Here is a 25,712-nt window from a genome sequence, read left to right as displayed (position 1 = left end):
TCAAATGGCATCTGTTAACAAGGTGATCCTCGTCAGTAATCTCGGCGCTGATCCCGAAGTGCGTTATCTGCCTAGCGGCGACGCTGTGGCAAACATCCGACTCGCGACAACTGACCGTTACAAGGACAAGCAGTCGGGCGAGTACAAGGAAATGACGGAATGGCACCGCGTGTCGTTCTTCGGCCGTCTGGCCGAGATCGTTTCTGAGTACCTTAAAAAGGGTTCGTCGGTCTACATCGAAGGACGCATCCGCACGCGCAAGTATCCGGCGCAGGATGGTACCGACCGCTATTCGACGGAGATCGTGGCAGACCAGATGCAGATGCTCGGCGGCCGTCGCAATGATGATGAAGGCGAGAACGGCTTCGAACAGCGTGGCAGCGGTAACGCTCGACGTCCGGCACCGGCTCAGCATGCGAACGCGTCGGGAACCGCCGACAGCGTCGGAACTCGCGCCAATCCGCCTCAACCTTCGCATGGCGGTGGTGGTGGCATGCGAGCACCCGTCGGCGGTGGCTTCGATGAGGTCGACGACGACATACCCTTCGGGCCTTATCTATGCAGGGCGGGATGGTCTGCGATCTGATCCCGAAAGCTCTCACCATTCACTAACTTCTACTCCCGTATTACCTCACCTTCGCAACGGCACACCTACGGGTGTGTCGTGCGGCGGTTCTTCCATCCCCCATCTGCGCCAGCGGTCCATATCGAAACCCCCGTCTGCTGAAAAAAGCCGCCCGCTCACGCACGCGGACCGCTTTTTTGAGCACGCGTTTTCACGCCTGTCTCAGGCACCGACCAAACCCACTCACTTAATGGAGAGTGACTCATGACTGTAAGAGGAAGAGAGCTGTCGCCCGAGCAGTACGCGTGGCTTCAGCAGAAGCTCGCCAGCTTCGAGCGTTCCCCGGAGCAATGGATTTCGCTCCTTGTGAGCTATGGCGTGCCTGCCGACCGTCTCACTGGCGACGCATGTGCCTGCCCTGTATGTGGCGGAGACGATCGCTTCACCTACGATAACAAGCGTGGGCGCGGAGACTGGGTTTGCCGTCAATGCAACTCCGGAAAAGCGATGGCGGGTGACGGCCTCCAGCTGATCACGCGCGTGAGCAAGATCGGACTGTACCGCCTGATGCGTCAACTGGATGGTGGCCCTGCACCGCGCGCGATCAAAGGCGCTGCGACGGCCAAGGTACCAAAGCCGAAGCGCAAGGCGGACAAGACCTTCATTGCAAACCGGCTTGACTCGATGTGGGCTTCTGCAAAACCCCTGTCGAGCGGCGACCTCGCGATGCGTTATCTGGGCGCACGTGTGCCAGGCCTCCGTTTCGTGCCGTCGCGTGCGTTGCGACTCGGCATGCTCGAGTACCGGCACGAAAAGAAGATCATCGGCAGCTGGCCGGGCATCCTCGCCCGGTTTGAGTTGCCAGATGGCCGTCTTGGAACGCTACACCGCACGTACCTTGAGCGATCAACGCCTTCAAAGGCAACGATCATTTCTGGTGACGGCGAGGTCCTTAACCCCAAGCTGAACGACATGACGCTGAATCCGTTGCAGGGCGGCGCAGTACGTCTGATGGAGCCGGTAGACGGCGAGATCGGTGTCGCGGAAGGGCTGGAGTCGGCGTGTGGTGCGTATATGGAGTCCGGTGTTCCGATGTGGTACTGCCTCAACATCGGCCTGCTGCGCCAGTTCGTGGTCCCGGATGGCCTGGGAATCCGCGTCGTGCACATCTTCGTGGACTTTGACGACATTGACCCGAAGACCGGCAAGTCGGTAGGTGTCGCGGGCGGTCTCGAACTGGCGAAGCGGCTCAAGTCGGAGGGCTTCACCGTGTTTGTTCACCGGCCTCGCGTGCGGGGAACCGACTACGCCGACCAGTGGTGCGCGCGTTTCGCCAGCGACGTCCCGACGGTAAGCGTAGCTCGCGTCTCGCAATCTGCTGTCCCGCAACACGTCGCCGCGTAAGCGGCATCGATTTTCTAACGCGGCAAGACCCGCACATTTATTCAACCTGCCCGGTGGGGATATTCCCCATCGGGGATTGTCTCGTCGGGCCAATTTCTTTGGAGTGGAAATGGCTTCGTTTCAGGTTCTCGTGGGTGGCTTTGCAATCGTCGCAACCAACGGCGCCGAAGGTGGCCGCCAGCGGGTAGGGAAGTCAGAGGCTGTCGCGTTCGACGTGATTGATCGGACGGCCAGTGGCAATACCGCATACGCGTGCCGCGACAAAACTTTTGTGGATGCGTGGGATTTTTGCGCGCACCGTCTTCTTGTTACAGCGACCCCTAGGCCGCATTGATCCCGTGAAAGCGAAAACGGCTCCCCCAGAAATTTTGGGGGAGCCGTTTTTTTTCGTCTGTGCGGTCCGTTCATTTCATGACAGCAATGCAGACCAGGACGATGTAGAACAAGGGCTTCCAGAGCCGCCAGAGCTCGGTGGACCACAACGCGCCGACGCCGCCTGCGATCACGATCAACGCGCACACGTCGGGGCTGACATGAAAATTCATCAGCGTCCCGCCGATGATCCAGACGAGGACCGAGAGCGCGAAGATGATGGCGCGCCGTGCGAGAAACGGCAGTGCGGTGAACTTCCTGTAGTAGGGCACCAGCCGATCGATCGAATCCATTAGTCGGCATCCTTGTTCCGGTTCGTGAACCAGGCAGCGATGTCGCCGCTGTACCAGCCGGCGACACACGCGGCTGCAACCGTGGCGATCAGCAGCCAAGAGCGCGGTTCGCTGAGCGGCAGACCGTTGTGCAGAATATCCATCAGTTCGAGCATAACTCCTCCAGTTTCCAGTATTGCACCGGTGCACGGCGCGGTGCGCCGCGAACACCGATGTGATGAACCTATCTTCGCATTCCCACGTGGAAGTCAAGCGCCGGAGTCAGACGAACGCCCCAAATGCCTCGCCGATCTGGTCGACGTCGAATGCCTGATCCGCGCCCCCTTCGTTGGTTGCAGGTTCGTCATCTTTGATTGCCGCCGTATCTCGGTCAACGCGAGGAGAAACGTCGAGTTGGCGTGCCGGCTCGTATGCCACGGGGGCTGACGTGGGCAGGCCGACAGAAAAAGCTGTAGGCCATTCCGGACGTGTTCCGTTGCCGTCGCCACGCAACGCAGCTTCGGCAAGCGATCGAAGAAGCGCCGCTCTCTCCCGATACGAAGCTGCCTGACCAAGACGCGCGTGCAGCAACGGCGTGGTCACCGGATCGATGACCACCTTCATGTCAAATTTATTGCTCATGCTTTCGCAGTCGCGCGCTCACGGGTCAGGCCGGCTTCGCCAACGATCAGGAAGCCCTTTGCATTGGCCGTGCAGGGCGAGTCGATGACTTCGAGCGTCACGCGTGGGAACGCCTTGCGGATGGCTGCCGCATACAAAGCGCCACCGCCGCCCGACAGGATGATCGAGCGCACGTTCGTGAGCAGGCCGACGTTGTTTTGCATTTCCTTGACCACACCGGCGATAACAGGCTGCGAGCGTTCGAGGTAGGGGTCGAGGTCAATATCGTTGCCGTAGAAGAAGAATGGCTTGCGCTCACGAAGCGCCTTGTCGATCAGTTCGATATCTTCGACCTGATCGTCCTGGTCTTTCTTAATAAGTCCGGCGATGTGTTGATAGATCTGTGAAGCGCCACCCGGAAGGCCGTGACTACGCTTGTCATCCATCGTGAACCCGTTGGCATAAACCCAGTCGGTCGTGAAATAGCCCACGTCGATCACCAGATGAGCGCTATCGCGACCGAACTCGCTTTGCCGGTTTGCGGACGCGGCGACGAGCGAGCCAAGCGGCTGCGGAATCACCACAACCTTGTCGATCGCGATGCGACCCGGGCCGTAGTCGAACGTGCCAGTAAAGCGGTCGCGCAACGCACCCGAGTACTTCTTCATGTTGTGGACGGGCAGGCCCAGCACCAGTCGCTCGATCTGGGTGACGCCCGCGAAGTGGATCGCACCAAAGAGCAGGGCGGCGTAGTTATCGGACAACACAAAATCGCTGGATAGCGCGCGTCCTGTTTTGCCATACGCGGCCGTGAGCGAGACGTCCGGGCCTACCTCGTATTCGATCTGCTCGATGACGATCGTTGCGACCTTGCGCGCGGCGAGCACGCTATCGCCATAGCCGGAAAGAGCGTGACTGGCAGCGAGCGGCGCAAGAGAAGGAAACATGCCCGTGGCGATGGTGCCGCTTGCCGCACGGTGCGCATATTTGGTGTTGCCGTAACCGACGTCGATTGCGAAGACCGAAGTTTTCAAGATGACTCCATGCGTTGAGTGAGCCGCGCGTCGAAGTGACAGATAACTGACAGATAAGTATCAGTTTGAGTCGCCGCGTCGCGCGGGGGCGACGAACTATCAGATAACTGACACTTAAGTGTCAGTTTGAGTCGCTCAGTCGGGTCTATCGGATCGAACTAACAGTTTTCTGTCAGTTCTGCCTGGTTTCCAGTCTATCGAGCGCCCAGCAAAGTCAAGTCAGCGAAAGCCGACCGGTTCTGCCCAGCTTTCGGCGGACAAAGATGGCGTGTTCGCCTCTATCCTAGGAACACCTACCGCGTCTCTGACGCATCGAATGCGAGTGCAAGGCACCCGCGCGTCTATACCCCACGCCCGCAACGGGCCAGAAGTACCCCACTGACCGGGCCGCACAGTGATGCGGCCTTTTTCTGAAGTAGATCAAGTGCCTGGTGATCCACGTTGAGGACACCCGGACACTGCGATATCCATACGATTGGCGGCGGTTTGCCGCGTTGTGGCGCGTTGAGGACATGTGGATAGCCCGGACACCGGGCACTTTCCGCAACTCAGCAGCGTCTGTACACGCCCTTACAGCTACGGCTGGGTGCGTTCGACTTGCCCGACACACAGCGGCAAGGATGAACGTGCTTGGGGGCGGGGGAAGCCTTGCGAGGATCGGCACAGGCCGGATCATCGCGATTCCCTGACGGAGGAGGACACGGCGCGCGCGGCCGTTCAAAAAACGCGTACAGGTATTGCCCGGCAGTTGGCACGGGGTCGAGACACCGCGAAGCGGAACCGGCTCCGAGGCGCGCAAGCGTCGTGCTGGCAGGGTAGCCACGAAGCTGCAACGTGCGGGAGGTACTTCCGCGCAGCGCGACGGCAGAGATGCTCCGCGCGAATACGTCGGTGGTGGGTTGCGCGAAGCGCGACTCGGACCGGCAAGCAGCAGGTTGGACAGTCGGATGCATGTTCTTCCCATGCAACTGGCCGATCGGATGGAATCGCTAAAGGACCGGAAGGCTATACCCACGCGACGGGGTTTCGGCGCAACCGCCACTGTGGCGGCAAAAGCGGGCAGGCACGCATGACCGGGTAACGGCATCAGGTAGGGATGTCGCGGTCAGCGCGCCGGTGGTGGAAAACGAAGCATCGCGGCGCAAAGCCGCTCAGGAGTATCGGATGGCCGCAATTCTCAACGTGCGCGCAATCGTTAACAGCTACGGCTTCGGTCCTGAATTCCGGGATGCGATGCTCAAACTCTTTGACGAAAACGTTTCGCGCGTTCACAGCACGACGCGAATCAGCAATCGCGCGCTGTCGATCAAGACGCAGGAATATCGCGCGGCGAAACTCTGCAAGGCTTTCAAGGAGCTGCGCGACGGCGGTTTCGCATTGCAGACGCCGTGGTCCCTCAAGCACAAGCATGTACAGCATCTGGTCGATAAGTGGATCGCTGCAGGACAGAGTGGCGGCACCATCGAGAACAAGCTGACGTATCTTCGCGCGCTCGCGCAATGGATGGGCAAGACAAATCTGATCGGATCGCTAGGCGAGTATGCAGACCGGGACGCCCTGGGCCTCAAGCGAAGTTACGTAGCAACGGAAGATAAATCTTGGGCCGCCCACGGCGTCGATGCGGTGGCGAAGATCGATGAGATCGCGCAGACGTGCCCCTATACGGCGGTTCAACTGAAGTTACAGGCGGCGTTCGGATTACGCATCGAGGAGAGCTTCATGCTTCGGCCTGCGGAGGCGGCCCGCAATCCAAGGTTACTGGCGGTGACGCGCGGCACGAAGGGCGGGCGTCCACGCGAAGTTCCTATCGAAACAAAGATCGGTATCCTCGTAGAGGCAGCGCGGCTCAGCAACGGCCAGACGGGTTCAACGGTGCCCGCCGATCGCACGCTGCGACAGTGGAGAGACTGGTACTACTACGTCCTGGAGAAACACGGCGTCACCAGGCGGGGTATCGGTATCACCAGTCATGGTCTTCGGCATGAGTATTTACAGACGCTCTACGAGGAGACGGCCGGTGTGCCGGCGCCGATCAAGCGGGCAGATGCGCGCCCCGACCCGCAACTACACGAAGAAGCAATGCGCCGAGTAGTCGAAGCTGCCGGCCACTCCCGCCTGACCAAGTCTGGCGCATACCTGTCGACGTTCGCAATGCAGGATCGGTTGAAGAAAGCGTTGCCGACCGATGACGAGGTGAGAGTAGCGCTCAAAGGTGCGGAGGGAAACAAGAGTCACGCGGCAAAGGCGCTGGGCATATCACGGCAGGCGCTCTATCGGATTCTTGGAGCGTCGGCCGATCGACGCTAGAATGGACAGCGTCAAGCAGCACGGCCGGTTTACCGACAACCATCTTGGCCGGTCGACCGGGATGATTGTCGATCGTTATCCGGTCATGGTTGTCGCTCCTTGTTGTTGATTGTCGCCGGATGATTGTCGGCGCCGGCTGTTCTGTTTGTCGCTGGCGGTGCGTCGACGGTAGCTTTCGACATTCATCTCGAAGATCGTCGAATGATGGACGAGCCGGTCGATTGCAGCGACGGTCATGCCGGGATCAGGAAACACGTCATTCCAGCCCGAGAACGGCTGGTTGGCGGTGATCAGAAGGCTACGGCGCTCATACCTTTCGGCAATCAGCTCGAACAGCACGCTGGTTTCGGCCTGATCCTTCCGGGCATATGACAGATCGTCCAGGATGATCAGGTCGAAGCGGTCGAGCTTGGCAAGAGCTGAAGGCAACTGCAGGCTCTGACGTGCAGCCTGCAGCTTCTGCACGAGCTCGCTGGTACGCGTGAACAGCACCCGGTAGCCGGCGTCGATCAACGCGTGTCCGATGGCCGAACCTAGATGACTTTTGCCGGCTCCGGGCGGGCCGAACAGGAGCGCCGTGGCGCCTTTCTCAAGCCACGAATCGCCGGTCGCGAGCGCCATGACGTGGGCCTTCGAAACCATCGGCACCATGCTGAAGTCGAAGGTCGCGATCGTCTTGGTCGGGTCCAGATGCGACTCAGCACGATGACGTTCGATGCGCCGCTTGGCCCGCTCGGCCAGTTCGTGTTCGAGCAATGCGCCGATCAGCCGCGTGGCCTGCCAGCCTTCCTTGTCGGAGCGCTCCGCAAACTCGGGCCACAGGCGGGCGATGGTCGGCAGGCGCAGTTCATTGAGCATCAAGGCAAGACGGCCGGCATCGTAAGCGGGCGTGCTCATGCGACCTCCTTGCCGAGCAGGTCGTCATAGCTGCTTGCGGGTGGCATCTCAACATTGACGACTGGGCAATCGGCGTGACGCGGCGCGAACTCCTCGCGTAAAGCCTTCAGATCAGGCAGCTTGCCGTCAACCAGCAGCGCGTTGAGGCGCGCGGCCAGCACGGCCTCGACGCCATCGAGCGCGGCGAGCTCAAGCAATCCAACGATGACTTTGCATGCCTCGCGCTGCGTCAACCTCGCCTCCAGCTGTTCCCACGTCCGGCGATACGCCTCACGCGGAAACAGCTGATCGCGAAACGCAAGCCCCTTGAAGGCCTGTGGCTTGCGTTTGAGACTCTCAATGAAGTGTCGGTAATTCAGCGCGTGGCGGTTGTCGCCGCCACGCGAGCCTCGCGAGGTGGTATGCACCAGCGCACCCGACAGATAGCAGTCGAGCCGGTCACCGTAGACGCGCACCTTCAGGCGATGACCGATCAGTCGCGATGGCGCGCTGTACAGAATGCCGCGTACCGTGAAGGTGCTGCAGCGTGTGACGCGTGCTTCTTCCTCGACGAAGTCTGTGGTGCGCCTTAACGGCAGATCCATGAGCTGTTCGCGCTCAAGGCGGAACGCCGCTGCGTTACGCCGGTTGCGACGCATGACGACCTCGCGCAGAAACTCGTCATAGGTCGCACGATCGACGAAGTCCCGGTGACCGCGCAACATCAACGCCTGGTCGACGGCTTCCTTCAGATAGCGATGCGATGACTCAACGCTACCGTTCTCGTGACCTAGGCCGCGATTGTTGCGGGTCCCGGTCATGCCATAGTGCTCAAGCAGCGCCGCATAGCGCACCGTGAAGTCGTCTTCGTCCGCGAGGTTTCTGAACGCCGCCGACAGACTGTCGGTGCGATGCTCGCGCGGACATCCCCCGGCCTGCCATAGTGCGTTTTGCAAACCCATGGACAGTGCTTCGAAGCTCTCGCCACCTTCAACGACATTGGCGTATTCCCAGCGCGAGAACGCGAGCACGAAGTGGTACAGCCGGTGTTCGAATGGCACGCCAGCGATCGTCACTCGCAGTTCGGCCATGTCGGTAAAGTCGGACAGGCCGCGTGCGCCGGGCTCATGCAACTGCGGGAAGAAGACTTCCTGCGATGGGCCGGACGTCGCCCTCCAGTGCCGCACGCGTCGCTCGAGTGTGCGGCGTGTGCTGTCGGGATACTCCCCTGGATGATCGTCCTGCAGCTTGCGCAGGATCGTGACCGCCTGAAGTTGCGGTGCGTTCGCGAGCATCGGAACGACTTCAGTATCCCAGACGTCGGCGAAGGGATCGGGACGGGAACGCCAGTAACGACGAGGTTTCTGGGATGGCAGTAAGGCGTCTCGTTCTATGCGGCGCGCGCTGCGGACACTGATGCCGGCCTTGGCGGCGGCATGTAGAGGCGAACCTGTTGGTCGGTAATGCGGGTTCCAGACATGTAGCTGATCGCTTTCTTATTCGATCAGCCATCGTAGAGCCCAGCCGACTCGGCGCCGCCGGTGGGGAGAAGTCTCCGGCGGCTACGCCGCCTCCGACTCCTCCCCACCGGCCAAAACCTTTGCCGCCACACCGGCCAACATGATTGTCGCGGTCCACTAGAATGCGTGCCTGTTCTGGAATGACCTGCAATTTAATGTGTCATACGCCTGTTTGCAGGTGGCGTCGACCAGTCACAATGAATCATCTCTCAGGTTCTGGCATCGGCCCTCGGAATGTGCCGGAACTTTTTAGCAAGCCGACTCTTTGAGTCGGCTTTTTTTTCTTCGTCGTCGGATGCATACTGATCGACCGTGAGAGCGGCAAAGATAACGAAGAGAGATCCGGGGGAGTTTGATGAATCTGTCAGACGAGCAGTGGAGCAAGGTGTCCGTGTTTCTGGTCGACAGCGAAGACGAGGCAGGAGGTGGGCGTGCGGCGGCGCCCGTGCGTCAGATATTTGAAGCCGTCTTGTGGATTCGGGAAAGCGACGGAGCGTGGCAGCATTTGCCCGCGAGCTTCCCGCCGCAACAGACGTGCTACAACCGCTGGCTTAAATGGCGCAAGTCCGGCGCATTGGACGCGGCACTCAAAGTGATAGCGTCCGACCTTGGCCAGTGAGGGTTACCAGCGGTCCCGGTCCGGCATCGCGTCAACAGCAAGCGCAATGCGGTCCTCGAACAGACAATCATCGTGTTCGCGCGGGGTCGGGATCTTGGGAAACTGCACATATCGTTCGCCGTCGATATCAACCCATTTTACAAGCTGGACAAGCTTCCGATATCGGGCGGCGTCTCGCAGGACAGGATCGATTGGCCAGCTATCGATGGTCGAAACGCTCGCATCGACAAGCCGCTGGGCCAGCATGGCGAACATCGGGCCGCGGGTTTCCCAGTCCTCGTCGTTTCGCGAAAGCATGTCGATGACCATGTGCATGTCGCACGCGCCGACTTCCTTCTCGATCAGATCGCGCAAGTCGCCTTCGGTAACCTTGGGGCGGTCAAGACGTCGGTTCCAGATCTTCGCGGCCTTGTCCATCGCCGCGTGCTCGTCGTCCCCGATGGCCACCCACGGCGTTGACATCTCGCAGTCTGCGCAATAGATGCAGACCAACTTCTCGGTTTGTGGTGCGAAGGGCGGCCTTTGCAACGTGTCGCCCACTTTGGGCGGGCCGGCATGACGGCCGAATTGCCCATAGTCGAAGCCCGTCTGGCCGATTTCCGCGACGACACGCTGGGAAAACCCCACGGTGCCGCGGCCGCCGCAGTGATCGCAAGGATAGAGTTGCTCGTACATTTCCGGTTTCGCACGTTCCATTATTTGTTCAGATTATCGTTGGACAATGGTCGTGCGAAAAGCCGGATTTACATTTAGAAAGCACCTTTATTCAATGGGCGATAATAATTGGCGGAAAGTCATCGTGGAAGTGGCCGTCCAACAGGCGCCCGGCGGCTTTTTTACCGATTCGGTCCATGGTCTGACGAAAGGCATTCGGGCCGAGGGGATTCCACTGATCGTCGTAATCGAAAAAGCCACTCGCGATTTTCTGCCTATCGCGGTCGATCAAATCGTTGCCGGAAGAACTATTACCGGGCGCCCACTCGCCCCATTGCTTGAAATGAAAGGCGATACCAGCTGCCACACACTGATCCCGTAGCGATCGCGCCCATGATGGATGCATTGGGCGCGCGCCGCGGCCGCTCTCACCGCCGACAAAAATGCCGTCGATCATCGGCGGTGCCTGCGACTCAACCGGTTGGCCCCACGGACCGATCCAGTCGTACAGGTTGACGGCACCGAGCAGCGGTTCCATTGACAGGAACCGGGTGGCCGTCGGCGCGTCGATCAGTTTTGGGATGTCCCGGTCGGCTTCGGTTTTATTGACGATTGTCGCGCCGAGCCAAACGTTGGACGGTGTGCCGTCGGGAAACATATCCGTGAGCATCGGCGCGGCGTTGCCAATCCGCTTTGTGAGCAACATCCAGATGAGCTGCGGGGTGTTAACGATGAGGTTCGCAAAGCGCTCACGTTGGCCACGCGGTGCCGCATTGTCGAACGGGTCGCAGATGCTGGGGAAGACCTTCAGATGCTGGCCGGTGTTTGCTGCCGCCGCGTTCCAGCGCAGAGGCTTTACCCAGTGATCGTCGCTGTAGATCCGTCGAACGGCCCCCGGCCCCCAGTTTTCGCCGCGGCGCAGCCAACGGTTCATCGACTCGGCGTAGCAATGATCGCAGCCCGGGCCGACCTTCTGGCAGCCTTCCCACGGACTCCACGTCATGTCGGTCCATTCGATTGCAGTGGATGCTCCCATGAAACCTCCGCTCAGACCGTCTCGAGTTCAAGGCGCGACGCTGCAAGCCGACCGCACAGACGTGCACGCGCTTCGATGTTGTCGAGCCACCTGAGATAGGACTCGTCCGACGCGTGGTCGACCCGCGACGGGACGACCAGATGGTCCAACATCGACGCTGTCACGTTGATCGTTTCCAATGTTTGCTCATCGGGAACGACCCAGAAATACCAGCGCTGGACGAAATACCACCACGTTTTCGCCCGTTCGAGTTCGGCCCACGTTGCAGTGAAGTCCAGGACGGAGCCGACAGCACTGAAGAAGACGCATCGCACGCCGTCGTCGGTGAGAGAGGCCGCAACCACCTGGCGCCCGGAGGAGATGGATTGTGGATCATGGCTTGCGCATCCGAGCGCAGGGTAGCGGCCGAGCCAGTCGAGCGCGCGGGAGACCGCGCGTTCCAGAAAGAGCGTCTTTCCTTGCATTAGTGCTCCGTTGGAAGAATGGCCCGCTCAGGCGGGCATGCATCGATCTTGCCGCATGCACGGCGAAGTCAAGGGGCAGCGGCGAGGCTATTCGGCTGACTGAACAGGCCGCTTGAGATGGGCGATCGTTTCAAGGATCAAGGGCGTGCCGGCAACGATCGCAGTCTCGTCGTTGGGAATGTTGAGGGAGCGCCGGATCTTACCGAGGTCAAGAGCAGCCTGGCGGTAGAGCCATTTGTATTCGTCCAGGGCGTGAACGTGATCGAGCAGTTCATCGACCGCCTCGTAGATCTCCGATGGCACGTCACCCTGGGGCCCAGCGGGGGCTATCCCGTGCCTGAGAAAAATGTCGCGAATGGCAATCCGGTTAATCGCCAGATAGCGGTGCGGCCGAACGACGGGTATGCCGTCGACGTAATCCTGGACCGCTTTCTCCCAACCCCTGTTTCGCGCGTCGTACGGCACGAGCTTGCGCAGTGCGAGCAGTGCAAGCCGTTCAAACTCGCGCCCTCCGCTATCAGGGGGTGTATCAGGGTGTGCGGCTCTCATGCGTTGGCCGTCGCGCCACGCCTCGCGCAGTGCGTGTTGTACGGCCACGGGTTCGTTGGGATAGCGGTGCGTCACCCACTGATGGCTTAGGACGCGTTCTTCGTCGGTCCAGTCAGCGTCGCTCCGCTCGATGGAGTTATCGAGCGCTTTTAATGCTTCATCAATCTTCTCGACAACGGCGACGAGCTGCTCGCGAAGTGTGAAGAGCCATTTGCGTGTCGAATCGGGCCGTCCGTTGAGAATGAACGGCGACGCGGCGTAGCGTGTGAAATTGAGGGTGTCCTGCAGTATCTGGGCGAGTTGGGGCAGCATGACTTCTCCGGCGGGCGTATAGAAAGGCGTGTAGTTACCGTATCGATGAGCTGAGCAAGTCAAGTCGCCGAACGACGTCTGTTGGCTTCCGGCAGTCGAACCGACTCCAGCGCGTTGCGATCTACATCCCATTCAACGGCCGGAATCTGACGTGCATGTCGGAGCGCCCGCTTCTGCTCCTTACGAGCCTCGTATACTTCGACGCCGTTCATCCCGTAAACCTCGATGTGAGTTTCGGTGGCCGTGTCACGCAGCACAAAATCAGGGAGCATGTCGTCGCCGTCGAGCATGCGCACAGGTTTGATGAAGTCCCGTCGTTCAGCCACAAGCCTGTTTGCCATCGCGACTTCGTGGATCGAATCGCATGGGATGAACGCGTGAGAGCAGAGCATTGCGGCGAGGTCGACCACCTTCACGTGGCCCTTCGGTGTTCGCTCAACGAGAAGCAGGGCAATAACCCGGGCGTGGCGATCGCCGAGCGAGCGCCACGCGTGAGGATAGGAATGCGCCGTGTGCTCGATCAGATTGGAGCTTGCATAGTACTTGCGCGCGCTCTGCCGAAGACTCAGCGCGTGCCCGTACTGTGTAGCTGTGACTTCGCTAACCTCGCCAATAATCAGTCCACGGCGAGTCGCTCCTTTTTCGGTCGTCAGCCGCGCCATGAACGCGTCGAACTCGGCGTTGATCGCGGCACGATCAGCTTCATCGAACCGACGCATGATGTGCAGGACATCCTGTGCGTCGGTGCCATTGATCAGCGCGGTGCCGACTTCGGCGAGCAACTGGCTGTTGCAATGGCCCCAATGGCGCCACGTCGCGGTACCAAACCATTGATTGAGGCCAGCCTCGGCCCACAATGTCTGGAGGAACGCCAGTAGGGTCGCGGTCCGGCGGCTCTGGCGGGTGGAAGTGTGTGCGGCCGAACCGCGTGAGCCAGTGGCAGTCTCGCGCAACGTTAGGGAGGCGTCCAGCTTGACGTTCAGCCCTGCGGGAGTCGTGAGGATCGCGGCCGTCGAGTCGCCGCCATTGGGAGGCTTCGCGGCGTCCGGGTCCTTGAAGAAGTCGCAGTCGCGCTTGTGCCGATGGCCGTCCTCTGGCCAACCAGCAAGGTGAAGCAATGAGCCGTAGCGACGAATGACGAGTTGCAGCGGAGGAACATTGGTATCGCACATGCAGATGGCGAAACCCGGCGTCACCTTGGCCCGTTCAAGGCGCTTGACGTACCGCGCCGGGTTTTCCTGAACGTCAGTGAGCGGAAACGTGCCGCCGTCGAAAGATACATTGAACATTGGATCTCACCATAGAAAATGGCCGCGCTCGGGCGGCCATGTGGCAAAAAGAAGTGGCGCATCGGCCTCAGGAGCGACGCCGTTGATCCGCAGGCCTCCTGACACGCAGGCTCCGCATGGCGAGGATCGATCCGGCAACAGTCGCGGCAATGACGACCGTTGCGGTTGCGGCGACGGGTGTCCATGATGGCCACCGTAAGCCGATTGCAGCGTCTACGAGGCGGTCGGCCGAGGCGAAAAGCGGGATAGTGATTTCGGGGCAGGGTGGTAGCGGCGTATTGATAGACATATTGGCGTTCCGGTTTCAGTGACACTCGTCGGGGCGATATTCCCGTCCCGTGGCCTTGTCGGTAAGGAACCACTTGCCGCTTGAGAGCAAAGTGACATGGCAAAGCGGATACCGCTGTTGCATCACGTCTTTCTCACGCCTGAGCTGTCGATCGCGGATTTCGCGCCGAAGGTCAGCAAGCATGCTCAGAACAACACTCGCCGCTATCACCGTTGCCATCAACGCAAGAGAGAGCCATGTTGGCCAGTGGTGGGCCTGCGCAAGGGGAGAGAGAACTCTCCAGACCGCCCACAAGACCATGGTGGCTGCCGCGATGGGGAACAGGAACAGGTCGATCACGGCTGCGTTTCCTCAACGGCAGCCAGCACTGGGCGTGCAGGACGAAGGCGGATACGGCCGGGTACCGGACATTCAAGCTTTGCAGCAATCGCGCGATCGACGGCGCGTCGGAACATGTTCGACAGACCAAGATTCGGACCAAAACTGATGCTACAACCCACGGTGAGCATGAAAACTGTCATGCAGAACGTGATCAGTGTCGTGCCGAGCGTCATCACGCTGGCCGGTTGGAGTTGAAGGAACGTCGACATGATGGCCTTCGACCCTGAGGGATCGATCCAGGCCTGAAACACAAACGCCCAGAAGAGCAGCACCGGTGTCAGCACGAGAGATAGCAAAGCGCACCTGATGAGGAAAGCAAGGAGATTCATGAACTGAGCGGCATAGTTACGAGCATCGCTCAACGCATTGAGCTTGATATCGATTGTTTCGATCACGCCGATCTCGCCAACACGTGCGTCGTTGACGATGACTTCGAATCTCGAGCCGGATTGCTGAACCTCGTCGCGCCTTTCCACGAGTTTGCGGATTCGGGTGCGGCGCCCGAACTCGACGGTGAATGCGGCGAGGGCCGAGGTCAGTGCTGGTAGGAAGAAGCCGTCGCTCAGACCTGCGGGGATCAGGATGACGAATACGCATGCCGCGACGGCGGCCGCGAATGCGAGAGTTCCTGCGGTGTTCGTTGGGTAATTCGGTTTCGACATAGGGTCCTCAGACGGAAATGATGCCCACGCACGGGCGTAACTGATTGTCGGATTCCCGGCCACTGGCAAGAGCCCCAAAAGGTGATGGCTTCCGCCGAGCTTTCATGGCGAAATGCTCTAAAGCCATGAGCCCAACATGGCTCAAAAGCTGTATGGTTTTGTCGAGCATTCCGGGTTAAGGCCGTGAGCCGGCTCGCGGGGGCGGCCCCGGTGCCGCGCCTTTTTGCACGCCGGCTTGAACGCCTGCCTACTCGCGTCCGACGACATATCCACAGGGTTATCCAGAAAATCTGTGGATAAGGTTGCCCGGATATCCAATCAGGCTCTCGGCAAAAGGCGTACGAATTACGCTTCCATTTCTTGTTGAGGCGGCTGTCGGTGGCGCTAAGATGGTTTGATCAATTGCGTCCATGACGCATCGACCGAACGCCTGCACCTGCAGGCGTTTTCTATTTACCCCGACGGGTCCCACCCCCGAAGGGCGTGCTCCCGTCATCTCGACTGGAAGCACACCATGAACCGACAGCGCATTCTTCGATTCGGCCTGATGGTCTGGCAGACCTACGGCCTGCCTCATGAGCAGTTGCTGCGGATCGTCAGGGCGAAGAAGCGCTACTCCGCGCATTTTCGTGCGGCAGCTCTGCGTCATCTCATAGCGCAAGCACCTCTCTCGGTTACCGGCGGACGCCCGTTCGCCGAGCGCCGTCGGCGGGTACGCCGGTACTACGGCATCTGAACAGCACCATCTACCTACCCATCGGGGCACGCCCCGATGGGGATGCGCCCCGGATCACTTTTGGAATCCGGCATGTTTAATCATTTCATCCAGACTTTTATCGACGCTCAGACGGCGGCATGGCGTCACTACAGCGCCATTGCTGCAACCGAAAAGCGCCTGTTTGGCGAGACGCCTGATCCTGCGGTGCGCGTGGCGTCAACGGAACAGGTGATCAGCGAGCAGCGCCGTACGTATCAGACGCTGGCCACCCGCATCATCTGGAAGGCGCGTACCGGGTTCGCAACGCGGTCGGTGCGGCCCGTCGTCGATCGGGCCGCGATCTTCCGGCTTGCTGGCTTTGACGTGGAGCGTTCGCTGGCGCTGGGAGAGGTTCCTGATTTTGACCGGTTGTACGCGGTTCTTCAGGCGCAACTTGGCCCCGTGGAGGATCTGCTGTGAGCCGAAAAACTGCGCAACGCAAGCACGATCTGACAGCGGACTCGGCACAGAAGGAGCTGGTCAAGCTCATCCAGTCGTTTTCCTATGGCCACCATCTGCACACGGTGTTTTCCGATTTTGTGGAGATGAGCGCGCTCGCGATCAGCAACAGCGCCGATCGCGCGCAGTTCGAGGCGCGCGAAAAGCGCTACCTGGAGATCGTCGGCAAGTACAAGCGGGAGGAAGTTGAGCGGTTCCCGCAGATGCTCGGTCTTCTCGTTGAATCGTTCGGGCAACGCATGGCGGTGATCCGCAAGGAAACCGCAGATGGTCTGCCAGTTAGTGGTGGCCTGACCGACGTCCTTGGCGAGACGTACATGATGCTAGGCCTCGGCAACGATCGGGCAGGGCAGTTCTTCACGCCCTACAGCGTGTCCCGCATGATGTCGATGATGTTGATGGGAAACGTCGGTGAGGAGATTGAGCGCCGTGGCTTTCTTCGGGTCCATGAACCGGCCTGTGGCGCTGGCGGCATGGTGATCGCCGCGGCAGATTCAATCCTCGCTGCAGGTCACAATTTTCAGCAGGCGATGCACGCAACCTGCATCGATATCGATCCGTGTTGCGTCCACATGACGTACGTCCAGTTGTCGCTGCTGCACGTTCCCGCAACGGTCGTGCACGGCAACGCGCTGTCGATGGAGGTGTGGGGCACCTGGTACACGCCCGCGCACATTCTCGGAGGCTGGACGTTCAAGCTACGGCGTCGACTCGAGGCGGATCTACTTCGTGATTCGGTCGCGCTCGAACAGCAGCCGGCCGTTGATGTGGCTGAGTCGCCGGATGTATTGCCGGAAGTCGCTATCGAAGCAGAGGTCGAAACTGCGGACGTGGAGGTGTTGGAACGCGAAACACCGCAGACTACGCCTGCACAGGTAAGTCGCAGTGCAACGTCGCTGGCTGAGCTTTTCGAGCAGTCGCTGGCAAGCGGCACACGAGAACGCACCGTGTTCGATACGATTGACCAGCTAACGCTTTTCTAAACCGGAGCCTTCCTATAACGGGGGCACCTTTGTTGATCCCAACGGGAGTCTGCTCCCGTTGGGGGCAGACGCCCATTCAGGAGAATCTGCCGTGCAACCTCACTCTTCCGACAGCAACACCTCTCTAAGCTCGCCGACCGATGGCGGCACTCAGGCCAGCGCGCGAGCAGAGCACGAGTTCAAAAATTTCCATCGACTGCTCTGCGAACGCTTCGGCTATGTTCATGACGACAGGGACTGGAAGCGCGATCAGGCGTCCCTAATCGAATGGATCGCTAATCACGCAACCGGTAGCGCACCTGTCGTCGATTCAATGGCTTTTGTATTGAATGTGCTGGAAGCGCCGGCCGACCAGCGCGAAGTCTCGGTAGCGATGCCGCTTGCGAAGACGATCGCACGCCTCGTCCTCGAACAGTGTCAGCGCAATAGCGTCGCGCCGTGAGACCACCTTTGAACCAGGGCCCACCATCGCGGTGGGCCTTTTTCTTCTTAGCAGCATGGATTTGTGCAGCTTTTCGGGGGTTCGCCTTATCTCGGAGGCGTATCTTTGATGAATCATCCGCGTCGCTGACGCATCGAACCGCCGGCTCGCACGGCATCCATTTTGACCCCTTCGGGAACCACCCCCGAAAGGGCAGGTTCCCTCCACGGAGAACCTGTATGTCAAATGCCTACCTTGATGTGCGCATCGCGTTCGCGATTGCGAAGATAGCCTCCATCGTTGACCCCAACGATGACAGCTTTGCGGTCCCGATGGCTGACGCTGAGGCGTTGGGTCAGCGCGACGCCGCAACTGCAAGCGATGGCTCGCTGCCGGTGCCCATCTACTTCGCCGATGAGCCGAACCTGGCTGAGTCGTGGAAGCGAGGCATTGCGATCCAGGAGGCTGAGGAGGAAACGTCGGGCATGTGCTCCTTCTGCTTCAAGGGTCACGAATTCTGGCAGTGCCCGCATCTTGAGCACTGAAGACCCGCTTTAACGCGTCTCTGACGCATCGATCCGCCGGACATCCGGCCCCCATCTTAGACCCCATCGGGAACCAACTCCCGATCGGGAGCAGGTTCCCTTTTCGGAGAACCTGCAATGCAACAACAACTTACTGCTCCCCTCAAGCGCATCAAGCTTGGCCGCAATCCGCGTACGTACTTCGATCCGAAGGCGATGGCGGAACTGACCGAGTCGATTCGCGCGCATGGCGTTGATACGCCGATCATCGTCCGCCCGGTAACGGAGGACGATTTCGACTACGAGGTTATCGCAGGTGGTCGTCGCTATCGCGGCGCCATGGACGCTCACGGTGAAGATTTCGCGATGCCCATCGTTGTAAAGGACGTCGATGAAGTCGAGGCGCGCCGTATTGCGCTCACCGAAAATATCCAGCGCGATAACCTGTCCCCCGCCGAAGAAGCCCGCGATGCTTCAGAGCTGCTTGGTCTGCAAGGCGGCGATCGCGATGTGACGGCCAAGATTCTTGGCTGGTCGCGCGCAACGCTGGATAGCCGCCTCGCGCTGCTGAACTGTTCGACCGCGGTGCTCGATGCGCTGAGCGAGCGCAAGATCAACATCTCTCATGCTGAACTGCTGGCTGCGCTCTCGAAAGAGAATCAGGACAAGGTGCTGCCCGTGGTCGTTGCGGAGAAGCGGTCGGCCGCCGACGTGCGCAAGCTGGTGGAATCGGCTTCGTGTGCGTTGGCTTCGGCCATATTCGACAAGGCGGATTGCGCGGGCTGCCCGCACAACTCGTCGACCCAGGCGCAGATGTTTGGCGAGGCGATCGGCACAGGCAACTGTACGAATCGCACCTGCTTCAACGAGAAAACGGAGAAGCAGCTTGCGGCGACAGCCGCAGGCCTGCGCGATGAGTTCCAGACCGTACGTATCGTGCGGGCTGGTGACAACAATACGCGAGTGCAACTTGCCGTCGACGGGCCGAAGGGCGTTGGCCTTGAACAGGCGCAAGCCTGTCATGCCTGCGCGAACTATGGCGCGGCGGTAAGTGGCCTGCCGGATTCCGTCGGCAAGGTGTATCGCGGTCAGTGCTTCGACACCGTCTGCAACATGAAGAAGGTGGCGGCTCGTATCCAGGCTGATAAGGCTGCGTCCCAGCCGCCGAAGGCTGATGGCGCGAAGTCGGCGCCGGCGGTCAAGAGCGCGAATGGCACGGGCATCAAGTCCGCCAGTGCTCCAGCGTCCACGAATCCGTCAGTCACGGTTGTCGCCGAGTCTGAGCGGGTGAAGGCGTATCGCGTGAAGCTGTGGCGCAAGGCGCTGCGTATGGACATCGGCATGAATCACGAACTGGCTCGCCAGTATCTGATTGCAATCGTGCTGAGCGGTCATGCCCGGCAGATTGACGACGGTGCGTTCCGCAAGTTTTTCGAGCGGATCGCTGAAACCGAAGCACCGGTGGCCAATCTGCCAAAAGCGGTCGATGCCGTACAAGCGACGCACGAAAGCAAACAGGCGGACCTGATGATCGCGATGCTGTTCGCTGCGATCGAAGGTCTGGACGTGGCCAACCTGACGCAGCTGTGCAAGTCACACAAACTGGATCTGAAAAAGCACTGGAAGCTCGACAAGGAGATTCTGGAGCTGATCACGAAGTCCGAAATGATGGTGCTCGCCGATGAGCTTGGCATTCGTGCTGCGCTTGGCGACAACTTCAAGAAAGTCTTCGCGAAATCGAAGCCGGAAGTCATCGAGGCGCTGCTCGCGGTCGAAGGTTTCGACTACGCGGGCAAGCTGCCGAAGGTACTGATGTTCTGAAATCGCGGGGCGCGTTCTGCGTCCCGTACCCCCTCTATATGTATACGCCGCCTTCGCGCGGCGTTTCCCCTTTTTCCGGAGTAATTCCATGTTTCAGCAACTCGAAGCGCTGGTGCGAACCAGCGGCAAGCTGCAACTCACCCTGAAGATGGACAACGATCGCATGGCGGTCGTGGTCGTGCCTCAAGGTGACGGTAAAGAAGCCGCATTGCGTCAGCCGCTCGTGCTGACCGCAACGCCGGCGGAACTCGATGAGGGTTTCGCGGCCGCGGTGATTTCCTATTCGTCGGCGCATGCTTCCCTCTCCGAACAGGTGGCAGCAACGGCGGCGATCCTGCAGGAAGCGGAAAAGAGCCAGGCGTCGAAGGCACAGAAGACTCTCGCGAAAGGCAGCAAGACGGCGGCGAAAGCCGGACAGTCGAACGCCAGCAGCGAGGACGAGGGTGATGACGACAACGACGATGACGACCAGTCAGCGTCCACGTCGGCAGCGCCCGCCACTGCAACGCCTGCGAGTGCCGCGGATACCTCCGCCGGTACTGATCTTCTCTCTCTTCTCGGTTGAGGTTCTCCATGTCCATTTCCATCGCCCGTCTTGTTCGCGAGTTCGTCTACAACGGCGTGAATTTCGTCGATCCCGGTGCGACCTTTTCTCCCGAAGAGGTGCGCGATCTGTATTCCGCCCAGTATCCCGAGCTGACCACGGCCGCAATCGAGGGCCCGGTCTACGAAGGAGAAATCGCTCGCTACACGTTCTTGCGTGCGGCCGGTGCCAAGGGCAGCGATGCGTAAGCGCGCGCTGATGAAATGCATCGCTGATGAGGCGATGCAATCCACTACCGAGCCGCCCGAAAGGGCGGTTTTTTTTCATGACAAGGAGATCGAGCAATGTTCTTCGATCCTCGGCCTGCTGATGCGGACTTCGCTCTCGAGGGCGTCAGCTGGCAACCGGCACAGCGTGCCGTTGCCCGACGTCGACCTGCCAATGATCTTTTAACGCTTCCCGATCTGTCGCGCGCCGTTGTGGCGCGACCGTCGTTGAAGTGGCCAGCAGATCGCGATGTGACCGCGCTTGTCGGTGAGCACTTTACATCGGGGCCCGTCAGGGCAGCCGATGTAAAGACTTTTTCAAATGCTGGCGACGCGATGGCACAGGCGCTGTTCGCCTGGATCCGTCGCGAATGTGGCGCGATGAAACGTCTGCTGTTTCAACCGTATTTGCTGGATACGAATGCGGTCCAGGAACAGATCATGTACCAAACAGATTCGTCCGATTTTGAGCCCATCTCACCGCTGTATCTGGGCATCGAAACACCGGAAGACCATGTCTATGTGATCGAGGGGCGCGCGGCACCGCTCATGAAAGCGCACCCGCGCCTTCTTGCTACGGCGCTGATTCTCATCAACCGGGCATCGTTCCGTACGCTGGTCATGCGGACGCCGGATGACTTCCTGTCCCTGTTCGCACAGTGGAACTGGGACGGTGATCCGTGGTGTGACGATGAAGACGCGATCAAGCTCCTGCAAGATCGCTTTGGCGATGATCCGGAGGAGTTCCAGCATTACCTGCCCTCGGTGGTTCGGGATGACGTCTGCCCGCCCAGCATGGAAATCGGCCGCTGGGACGCCAAACGTCGGTGCTGGCGCAATGATCCAGCGCTCGGTATCGAAGCGTTACGACGTCTTCAGTGGACGCAGACCGGCTGGGTTCGCATGTTGTGCGCGGAGCTCGAACGTCTGACAGTCCTGCTTACTCGTGCCGGTCCTCGCGCCCTGTTCGACTGGTCTTTCAGACCGGAAGTGATTTACGCGGCAACCTCGATCGCGGCGTGTGATGACGTCTACACCGGCGACATCCTCGACACGCACTACGAGTACTTCAACTGCGGTGGCGATGGATCCCTGTTTCACGGGTTCATCGCGCTCGCTCAATCTCCCAACGAAATCCGCAAGCAGTACGCCGATTGGTCGTTGGGCTTTTCCATTCTTCGACAGGTCGATCGCGTGGCAGCTTTGCTCACGCGTAGTGCCTAAGGAAACAGCAAATGAAAAATCTGCTTCTCTCGACGGGGCATTCGACCGACCTGGTGATGAGTGGCGCAATCCTGCTCTACTCACAATCACGTGACTCGCAAAGTCCGATCTACGCTACCGCGCATCCCGTCACAAGCACCGGCAAACGTCCAGTGATTGGCGCGGGGCGACCGGTTGACCGTGAGGCGCTGTTCACGGCGCTCGATTCGCTGGCCGAACGCTGTGCGGCCAATGCGGAGTTTCTGCCTGAGACGGTGCTCGCGATCGATCGGACCGCAGTGACCTGGTGGTGCCGGCCGACAATGCGTCGGGTGTTTTTCGACTGCGCCGAGCTCGGCACCGTCACTGCAGTGGTCCCGCATCCGGGCCTGATCTTTCAGGCGCGTACTAACGGCTTCTTCGTCTATGCGCTCGACGGCGTTGCTCGGCCGACGCCGGATACGCCGTTGTTTGAACCACCGTACTTCAACACGTGGGACCACGGTTCCATCTGTATTGGTTCCGCCCGTGTACCCGCCCGCATCGACGTTGCGTCGATTGATGGGTGGGAGAGCGGCTTTTTCGAATCTGCGTTCACCCATCCCAACGCGGGTGGAAAACGTGTCAATCACCCACGAGGCGAATTTGCGTTCTGGAAGGAAATGCTGGCCGGTAAGTACGGCGAGCAGTTTCCCCTGCAATGTCTCGTGCCCATGAAACGGACCCTCGGCGATCTGATCGCGCGGGGCCCCAAAGGCTGAAAATAAACATGAATATTCTTGATATGACACTGCAACGGTCGTTTCCGACCGTCATGGTCCCGCGCAACGAAGCCGTCGCAGAAATGCAGGCGGCGGGCGAGCGGTTGCTGGTCGCTGAAGACGGCGTGTTCATCGAGATCCGGCGTCCCTGGCTCTCGCTGGTGCGCAAGGTCGCGGAGTTCAGGGTTCGCACGGCCATACCGTACGGACGGGTCACCCCGACAACCCGGTTGCTGTGCGAGACGATCCCGGCGGACCTCGTTGGTTCCTTTGCCGAGATGGCCCGCAAGGCGCATCCAAAGGAAACGGGTGCGTGGATTGTGTGGAGTCCTTCGACGCAGGCCTTCCGGCTGGCGCCAGTGGGCATCGTCACACATACCGGCGGCTCGTTGAAGTATCAGCCGCCGGCGCTGTCGGGTGACGAAGTGCTGGTGATGGACTGCCATTCGCACGGCAGGCATCCCGCGTACTTTTCGTCAACCGATAACGACGATGACCGCCATGACGTGAAGATGGCGCTTGTCATCGGGAACTGTGACCGTCCGAATCCGAGTATCGCCGTGCGCCTGTGCGCAAAGGGGATTTTCGAGGAGACGGAGCGTGCGCCGCTGACGTGGTATCAGGCCGTACGCGTACCGGAGGCCGTATGACGGACGTGATCAGCCATGAAATTCCGGCGCACATGGTACAGCGCCCCTGGAGAGTAGTCGTCGTCGGCGCGGGAGGGACGGGCAGTGCAGTTTTGCCCGCGCTCGCGCGCCTGCACCACGCCATGATCGAACTGGGACACCCCGGGGGGATCGAGTGCATGGTGTATGACGACGATACTGTCAGTCCGACTAACGTCGGACGGCAGGGGTTTTATCCGAATGACGTCGGCAGCTACAAAGCGTCGCTGATCGTCAACCGGCTGAATATGCTGATGGGCACCAACTGGCGGGCGGTCACGCAACGCCTGAGCGGTCGCACGGCGCTTTTCAATGTCGATCTCGTTATCGGGTGCGTCGATACGCGTGCTGCCCGAAAGGCAATTCTCGACACAATCGGGGAGACGGCCGCGTATTACCTCGACTGCGGGAACGACACGGACCGAGGGCAGGTGGTGCTTGGACAGACCATGCCCCGGGCGAAAAGGAAGACCAGTCCGGCGCGGTTGCCGCACGTAGGGGAGTTGTTCCCGGACCTGGTCGACCCGTCGAAAGATGCTGACGACGATACGCCGTCGTGCTCGATGGCTGAAGCACTGCGCAAGCAGTCGCTGGTCATCAACTCCGCGATTGCGGTTCAGGCGTTCAATCTTCTCTGGACGCTATTCCGCACGCGGTCGTTGAAGTATTCCGGCGTGTTTGTAAACCTGGCGACGGGTCGGACCAATCCGATTCCGATCGACCCGGCAGCGTGGGCGCGCTTCGGATACGAGGCACCCAAGCCCAAGGAAAAGAAGGCTCGAAAAAGCCGAAAATCGACCGGAGCTAATTGACATGCCGCTTCCTTCGGGAAGCGGCTTTTTTTGGTTCTGGAGATGCCCCTGACAAGAGCAATCCGTCACGGCGTCTCCAACCCCATCTCATCTATTTCGTGGAGAGAATTATGAAAGATACGATTGCCGCCGGTCTCGCATCGCACGGCTGGCGCAAAGATCGACTCGTCGATGCCTTCAGTAAGACATTTGAGACGGTTGTTGCACCGAAACAGGCCAGTATCTGGCTCAGTTTCGATAAAGAATGCAGCCGTTGGTGGCTCGCCAATGGCGACTTCACCAGTGCCGGCGAGAATGTACTGGCGGGAGCCTATGCGATTTTCCCGATCGGGATGTCGCAAACCGCAGTTGAGCAAGCCGTTGCAGCGCTTGTAGACGAGATGGAGCGGAAGATCGCCGGAGCCTATTCGGTTCGCCTGCTTGGTTACGTGGGTGAGAATGTACCGAAGACTTCCGGTGACCAAGATCTGGGACCGTGTCCTTGAATGGAGTTTAAGTACCGGTCGCGAGCACTTAGCAAACAACCTGATATCGAAGCCAGCGCCGTTCCTCGGGAGCGGCGCTTTTTTATTTGCCGTTCGGTTACCAGTAGCGACGGCGACGATATTCATGGAACACGGCGAGGCAGAGCAACGCGACGAAAATAGCTTCGAGGCCCCAAGTCATCCACGCGCTGTCAATGAAAGACTGCTCACGCCACGGCCGGAACGAAGATTCAGAATCGCTGCCGCCGTTCGCGATGCTGGTCAGGACCGGCCAGATCGTCGCCCAGCCAATCGCGGGAAAGGCGGCAAGGATCTGTAGGCCGAAGGCGTCCAGAAATCGCCAAAGGATAGCGAGTGCGACAATAACAACGACAAGCGACGTAGCCGTCGAACAGACGGATGCGAAGCTGGCTCCAATCGCACGGGAGATCCACAGGATCGCTGCAACAGCAAGTATGCAAGGAATCAGAATGGCCATCATCAGGCCGTTGTCGCGGTTTTGCATCGTTAAAGACCTCATAGGTTAAGGGGGCAGGTTAGCCGGTGTATGGGCACAAGCGACCAGCGTCTGTAGGGACAGTGACGATCGGGCAGGAAAACACCAGCGCGGCAACAAGGACCGGTGATTCATGTTCGCAGCTATATAGGGAAGTCAAGCGCGCGCGACGAGCACTACGCGGCGAAAGAGGGGCGGTTTTCTTGATGTTTCCGACTAACGGCGAGTGGTAGCGGTCCTAAAATCAACGTATCACCCGCGCTTCTGCGCATCGAAAGAACACTCC

General features: G+C 59.9%; 30 protein-coding genes and 1 pseudogene. 17 read left to right on the top strand and 14 right to left on the bottom strand.

Annotation, left to right across the window (positions count from 1 at the left end; all coding sequences use genetic code 11):
* Positions 1-4 precede the first annotated feature (4 nt).
* Together KFO72_RS00775 and KFO72_RS00770 are read left to right on the top strand one after the other, a co-directional pair.
* Positions 5-586, top strand: coding sequence for a single-stranded DNA-binding protein (locus KFO72_RS00775; RefSeq protein WP_225031135.1), 582 nt, complete (start codon positions 5-7; stop codon positions 584-586).
* A gap of 243 nt (positions 587-829) precedes the next feature.
* Positions 830-1,969, top strand: a complete 1,140-nt coding sequence (locus KFO72_RS00770) for a primase-helicase zinc-binding domain-containing protein (RefSeq protein ID WP_225031134.1) — start codon at positions 830-832, stop codon at positions 1,967-1,969.
* Between the two features lie 404 nt (positions 1,970-2,373).
* Here the strand turns inward: KFO72_RS00770 and KFO72_RS00765 are convergent, their stop codons facing one another.
* From KFO72_RS00765 to KFO72_RS00750, 4 genes are all read right to left on the bottom strand, one after another.
* Positions 2,374-2,634, bottom strand: coding sequence for a hypothetical protein (locus KFO72_RS00765; protein ID WP_225031133.1), 261 nt, complete (start codon positions 2,632-2,634; stop codon positions 2,374-2,376).
* Positions 2,634-2,789, bottom strand: a complete 156-nt coding sequence (locus tag KFO72_RS00760; RefSeq protein ID WP_225031132.1) for a hypothetical protein — start codon at positions 2,787-2,789, stop codon at positions 2,634-2,636. The genes KFO72_RS00765 and KFO72_RS00760 overlap by 1 nt, the downstream gene beginning before the upstream one ends.
* 106 nt (positions 2,790-2,895) lie before the next feature.
* Positions 2,896-3,255: a hypothetical protein gene (locus KFO72_RS00755; RefSeq protein ID WP_225031131.1), complete on the bottom strand. Its 360-nt coding sequence runs from the start codon at positions 3,253-3,255 to the stop codon at positions 2,896-2,898.
* A complete protein-coding gene (locus tag KFO72_RS00750; RefSeq protein WP_225031130.1) occupies positions 3,252-4,268 on the bottom strand; it encodes a PRTRC system protein D in 1,017 nt (338 codons plus the stop codon). Before KFO72_RS00750 ends, KFO72_RS00755 begins: the two co-directional genes overlap by 4 nt.
* A gap of 1,164 nt (positions 4,269-5,432) precedes the next feature.
* Here KFO72_RS00750 and KFO72_RS00745 point away from each other — a divergent pair.
* Entirely contained in the window at positions 5,433-6,575 is a 1,143-nt protein-coding gene (locus tag KFO72_RS00745) for an integrase domain-containing protein (RefSeq protein WP_225031129.1), read from the top strand.
* Between the two features lie 75 nt (positions 6,576-6,650).
* Here KFO72_RS00745 and istB read toward each other — a convergent pair whose 3' ends face one another.
* Positions 6,651-7,472 (bottom strand): IS21-like element helper ATPase IstB, encoded by an 822-nt coding sequence (istB, locus tag KFO72_RS00740; protein ID WP_225031128.1) that lies wholly within the window; start codon positions 7,470-7,472, stop codon positions 6,651-6,653.
* Positions 7,469-8,931: pseudogene (istA, locus tag KFO72_RS00735) on the bottom strand (IS21 family transposase). Before istA ends, istB begins: the two are co-directional and overlap by 4 nt.
* A 395-nt stretch (positions 8,932-9,326) precedes the next feature.
* Here istA and KFO72_RS00730 point away from each other — a divergent pair.
* A complete protein-coding gene (locus tag KFO72_RS00730) occupies positions 9,327-9,590 on the top strand; it encodes a transposase (RefSeq protein ID WP_225031127.1) in 264 nt (87 codons plus the stop codon).
* Between the two features lie 3 nt (positions 9,591-9,593).
* Here KFO72_RS00730 and KFO72_RS00725 read toward each other — a convergent pair whose 3' ends face one another.
* From KFO72_RS00725 to KFO72_RS00695, 7 genes are all read right to left on the bottom strand, one after another.
* Positions 9,594-10,265 (bottom strand): Lar family restriction alleviation protein, encoded by a 672-nt coding sequence (locus tag KFO72_RS00725; RefSeq protein WP_225031126.1) that lies wholly within the window; start codon positions 10,263-10,265, stop codon positions 9,594-9,596.
* Between the two features lie 91 nt (positions 10,266-10,356).
* Entirely contained in the window at positions 10,357-11,280 is a 924-nt protein-coding gene (locus tag KFO72_RS00720; RefSeq protein WP_225031125.1) for a phage Gp37/Gp68 family protein, read from the bottom strand.
* A gap of 11 nt (positions 11,281-11,291) precedes the next feature.
* Positions 11,292-11,744 (bottom strand): hypothetical protein, encoded by a 453-nt coding sequence (locus KFO72_RS00715; RefSeq protein ID WP_225031124.1) that lies wholly within the window; start codon positions 11,742-11,744, stop codon positions 11,292-11,294.
* Positions 11,745-11,831: 87 nt separating this feature from the next.
* Positions 11,832-12,605 (bottom strand): hypothetical protein, encoded by a 774-nt coding sequence (locus tag KFO72_RS00710; protein ID WP_225031123.1) that lies wholly within the window; start codon positions 12,603-12,605, stop codon positions 11,832-11,834.
* Between the two features lie 59 nt (positions 12,606-12,664).
* Positions 12,665-13,894 carry a DUF1173 family protein gene (locus tag KFO72_RS00705; protein ID WP_225031122.1) on the bottom strand — a complete coding sequence of 410 codons (1,230 nt, stop codon included), beginning with the start codon at positions 13,892-13,894 and terminating at the stop codon, positions 12,665-12,667.
* A gap of 304 nt (positions 13,895-14,198) precedes the next feature.
* Positions 14,199-14,522 (bottom strand): hypothetical protein, encoded by a 324-nt coding sequence (locus KFO72_RS00700; RefSeq protein ID WP_225031121.1) that lies wholly within the window; start codon positions 14,520-14,522, stop codon positions 14,199-14,201.
* Entirely contained in the window at positions 14,519-15,226 is a 708-nt protein-coding gene (locus tag KFO72_RS00695) for a hypothetical protein (RefSeq protein ID WP_225031120.1), read from the bottom strand. Before KFO72_RS00695 ends, KFO72_RS00700 begins: the two co-directional genes overlap by 4 nt.
* 514 nt (positions 15,227-15,740) lie before the next feature.
* Between KFO72_RS00695 and KFO72_RS00690 the strand changes: the two genes are divergently transcribed.
* From KFO72_RS00690 to KFO72_RS00630, 13 genes are all read left to right on the top strand, one after another.
* Positions 15,741-15,962 (top strand): hypothetical protein, encoded by a 222-nt coding sequence (locus KFO72_RS00690; RefSeq protein ID WP_225031119.1) that lies wholly within the window; start codon positions 15,741-15,743, stop codon positions 15,960-15,962.
* A 72-nt stretch (positions 15,963-16,034) separates the two neighbouring features.
* The gene (locus KFO72_RS00685) at positions 16,035-16,403 is read left to right on the top strand and encodes a hypothetical protein (RefSeq protein ID WP_225031118.1); all 369 of its coding nucleotides are present in this window, start codon (positions 16,035-16,037) and stop codon (positions 16,401-16,403) included.
* Positions 16,400-17,425, top strand: a complete 1,026-nt coding sequence (locus KFO72_RS00680; protein WP_225031117.1) for an N-6 DNA methylase — start codon at positions 16,400-16,402, stop codon at positions 17,423-17,425. The genes KFO72_RS00685 and KFO72_RS00680 overlap by 4 nt, the downstream gene beginning before the upstream one ends.
* A gap of 91 nt (positions 17,426-17,516) precedes the next feature.
* The gene (locus tag KFO72_RS00675) at positions 17,517-17,867 is read left to right on the top strand and encodes a hypothetical protein (protein WP_225031116.1); all 351 of its coding nucleotides are present in this window, start codon (positions 17,517-17,519) and stop codon (positions 17,865-17,867) included.
* 218 nt (positions 17,868-18,085) lie between these two features.
* Positions 18,086-18,391, top strand: a complete 306-nt coding sequence (locus KFO72_RS00670) for a hypothetical protein (protein ID WP_225031115.1) — start codon at positions 18,086-18,088, stop codon at positions 18,389-18,391.
* 117 nt (positions 18,392-18,508) lie between these two features.
* A complete protein-coding gene (locus KFO72_RS00665; RefSeq protein ID WP_225031114.1) occupies positions 18,509-20,191 on the top strand; it encodes a PRTRC system ParB family protein in 1,683 nt (560 codons plus the stop codon).
* Between the two features lie 88 nt (positions 20,192-20,279).
* Positions 20,280-20,756 (top strand): PRTRC system protein E, encoded by a 477-nt coding sequence (locus KFO72_RS00660; protein ID WP_225031113.1) that lies wholly within the window; start codon positions 20,280-20,282, stop codon positions 20,754-20,756.
* Between the two features lie 8 nt (positions 20,757-20,764).
* Entirely contained in the window at positions 20,765-20,983 is a 219-nt protein-coding gene (locus tag KFO72_RS00655) for a PRTRC system protein C (protein WP_225031112.1), read from the top strand.
* A 96-nt stretch (positions 20,984-21,079) separates the two neighbouring features.
* Positions 21,080-22,225 carry a PRTRC system protein F gene (locus KFO72_RS00650; protein WP_225031111.1) on the top strand — a complete coding sequence of 382 codons (1,146 nt, stop codon included), beginning with the start codon at positions 21,080-21,082 and terminating at the stop codon, positions 22,223-22,225.
* Between the two features lie 11 nt (positions 22,226-22,236).
* Positions 22,237-22,965: a PRTRC system protein B gene (locus KFO72_RS00645; RefSeq protein ID WP_225031110.1), complete on the top strand. Its 729-nt coding sequence runs from the start codon at positions 22,237-22,239 to the stop codon at positions 22,963-22,965.
* Positions 22,966-22,973: 8 nt separating this feature from the next.
* Entirely contained in the window at positions 22,974-23,615 is a 642-nt protein-coding gene (locus KFO72_RS00640) for a PRTRC system protein A (RefSeq protein WP_225031109.1), read from the top strand.
* A complete protein-coding gene (locus KFO72_RS00635; protein WP_225031108.1) occupies positions 23,612-24,445 on the top strand; it encodes a PRTRC system ThiF family protein in 834 nt (277 codons plus the stop codon). The genes KFO72_RS00640 and KFO72_RS00635 overlap by 4 nt, the downstream gene beginning before the upstream one ends.
* Positions 24,446-24,555: 110 nt before the next feature.
* A complete protein-coding gene (locus KFO72_RS00630) occupies positions 24,556-24,930 on the top strand; it encodes a hypothetical protein (RefSeq protein WP_225031107.1) in 375 nt (124 codons plus the stop codon).
* Positions 24,931-25,027: 97 nt separating this feature from the next.
* Here KFO72_RS00630 and KFO72_RS00625 read toward each other — a convergent pair whose 3' ends face one another.
* Positions 25,028-25,435, bottom strand: coding sequence for a hypothetical protein (locus KFO72_RS00625; RefSeq protein ID WP_225031106.1), 408 nt, complete (start codon positions 25,433-25,435; stop codon positions 25,028-25,030).
* Between the last annotated feature and the right edge of the window lie 277 nt (positions 25,436-25,712).

Origin of the sequence: Paraburkholderia sp. XV (assembly GCF_020177535.1) — a bacterium.
GTDB lineage: Bacteria > Pseudomonadota > Gammaproteobacteria > Burkholderiales > Burkholderiaceae > Paraburkholderia > Paraburkholderia caribensis.
This window is presented reverse-complemented; position numbering and strand designations above follow the sequence as displayed.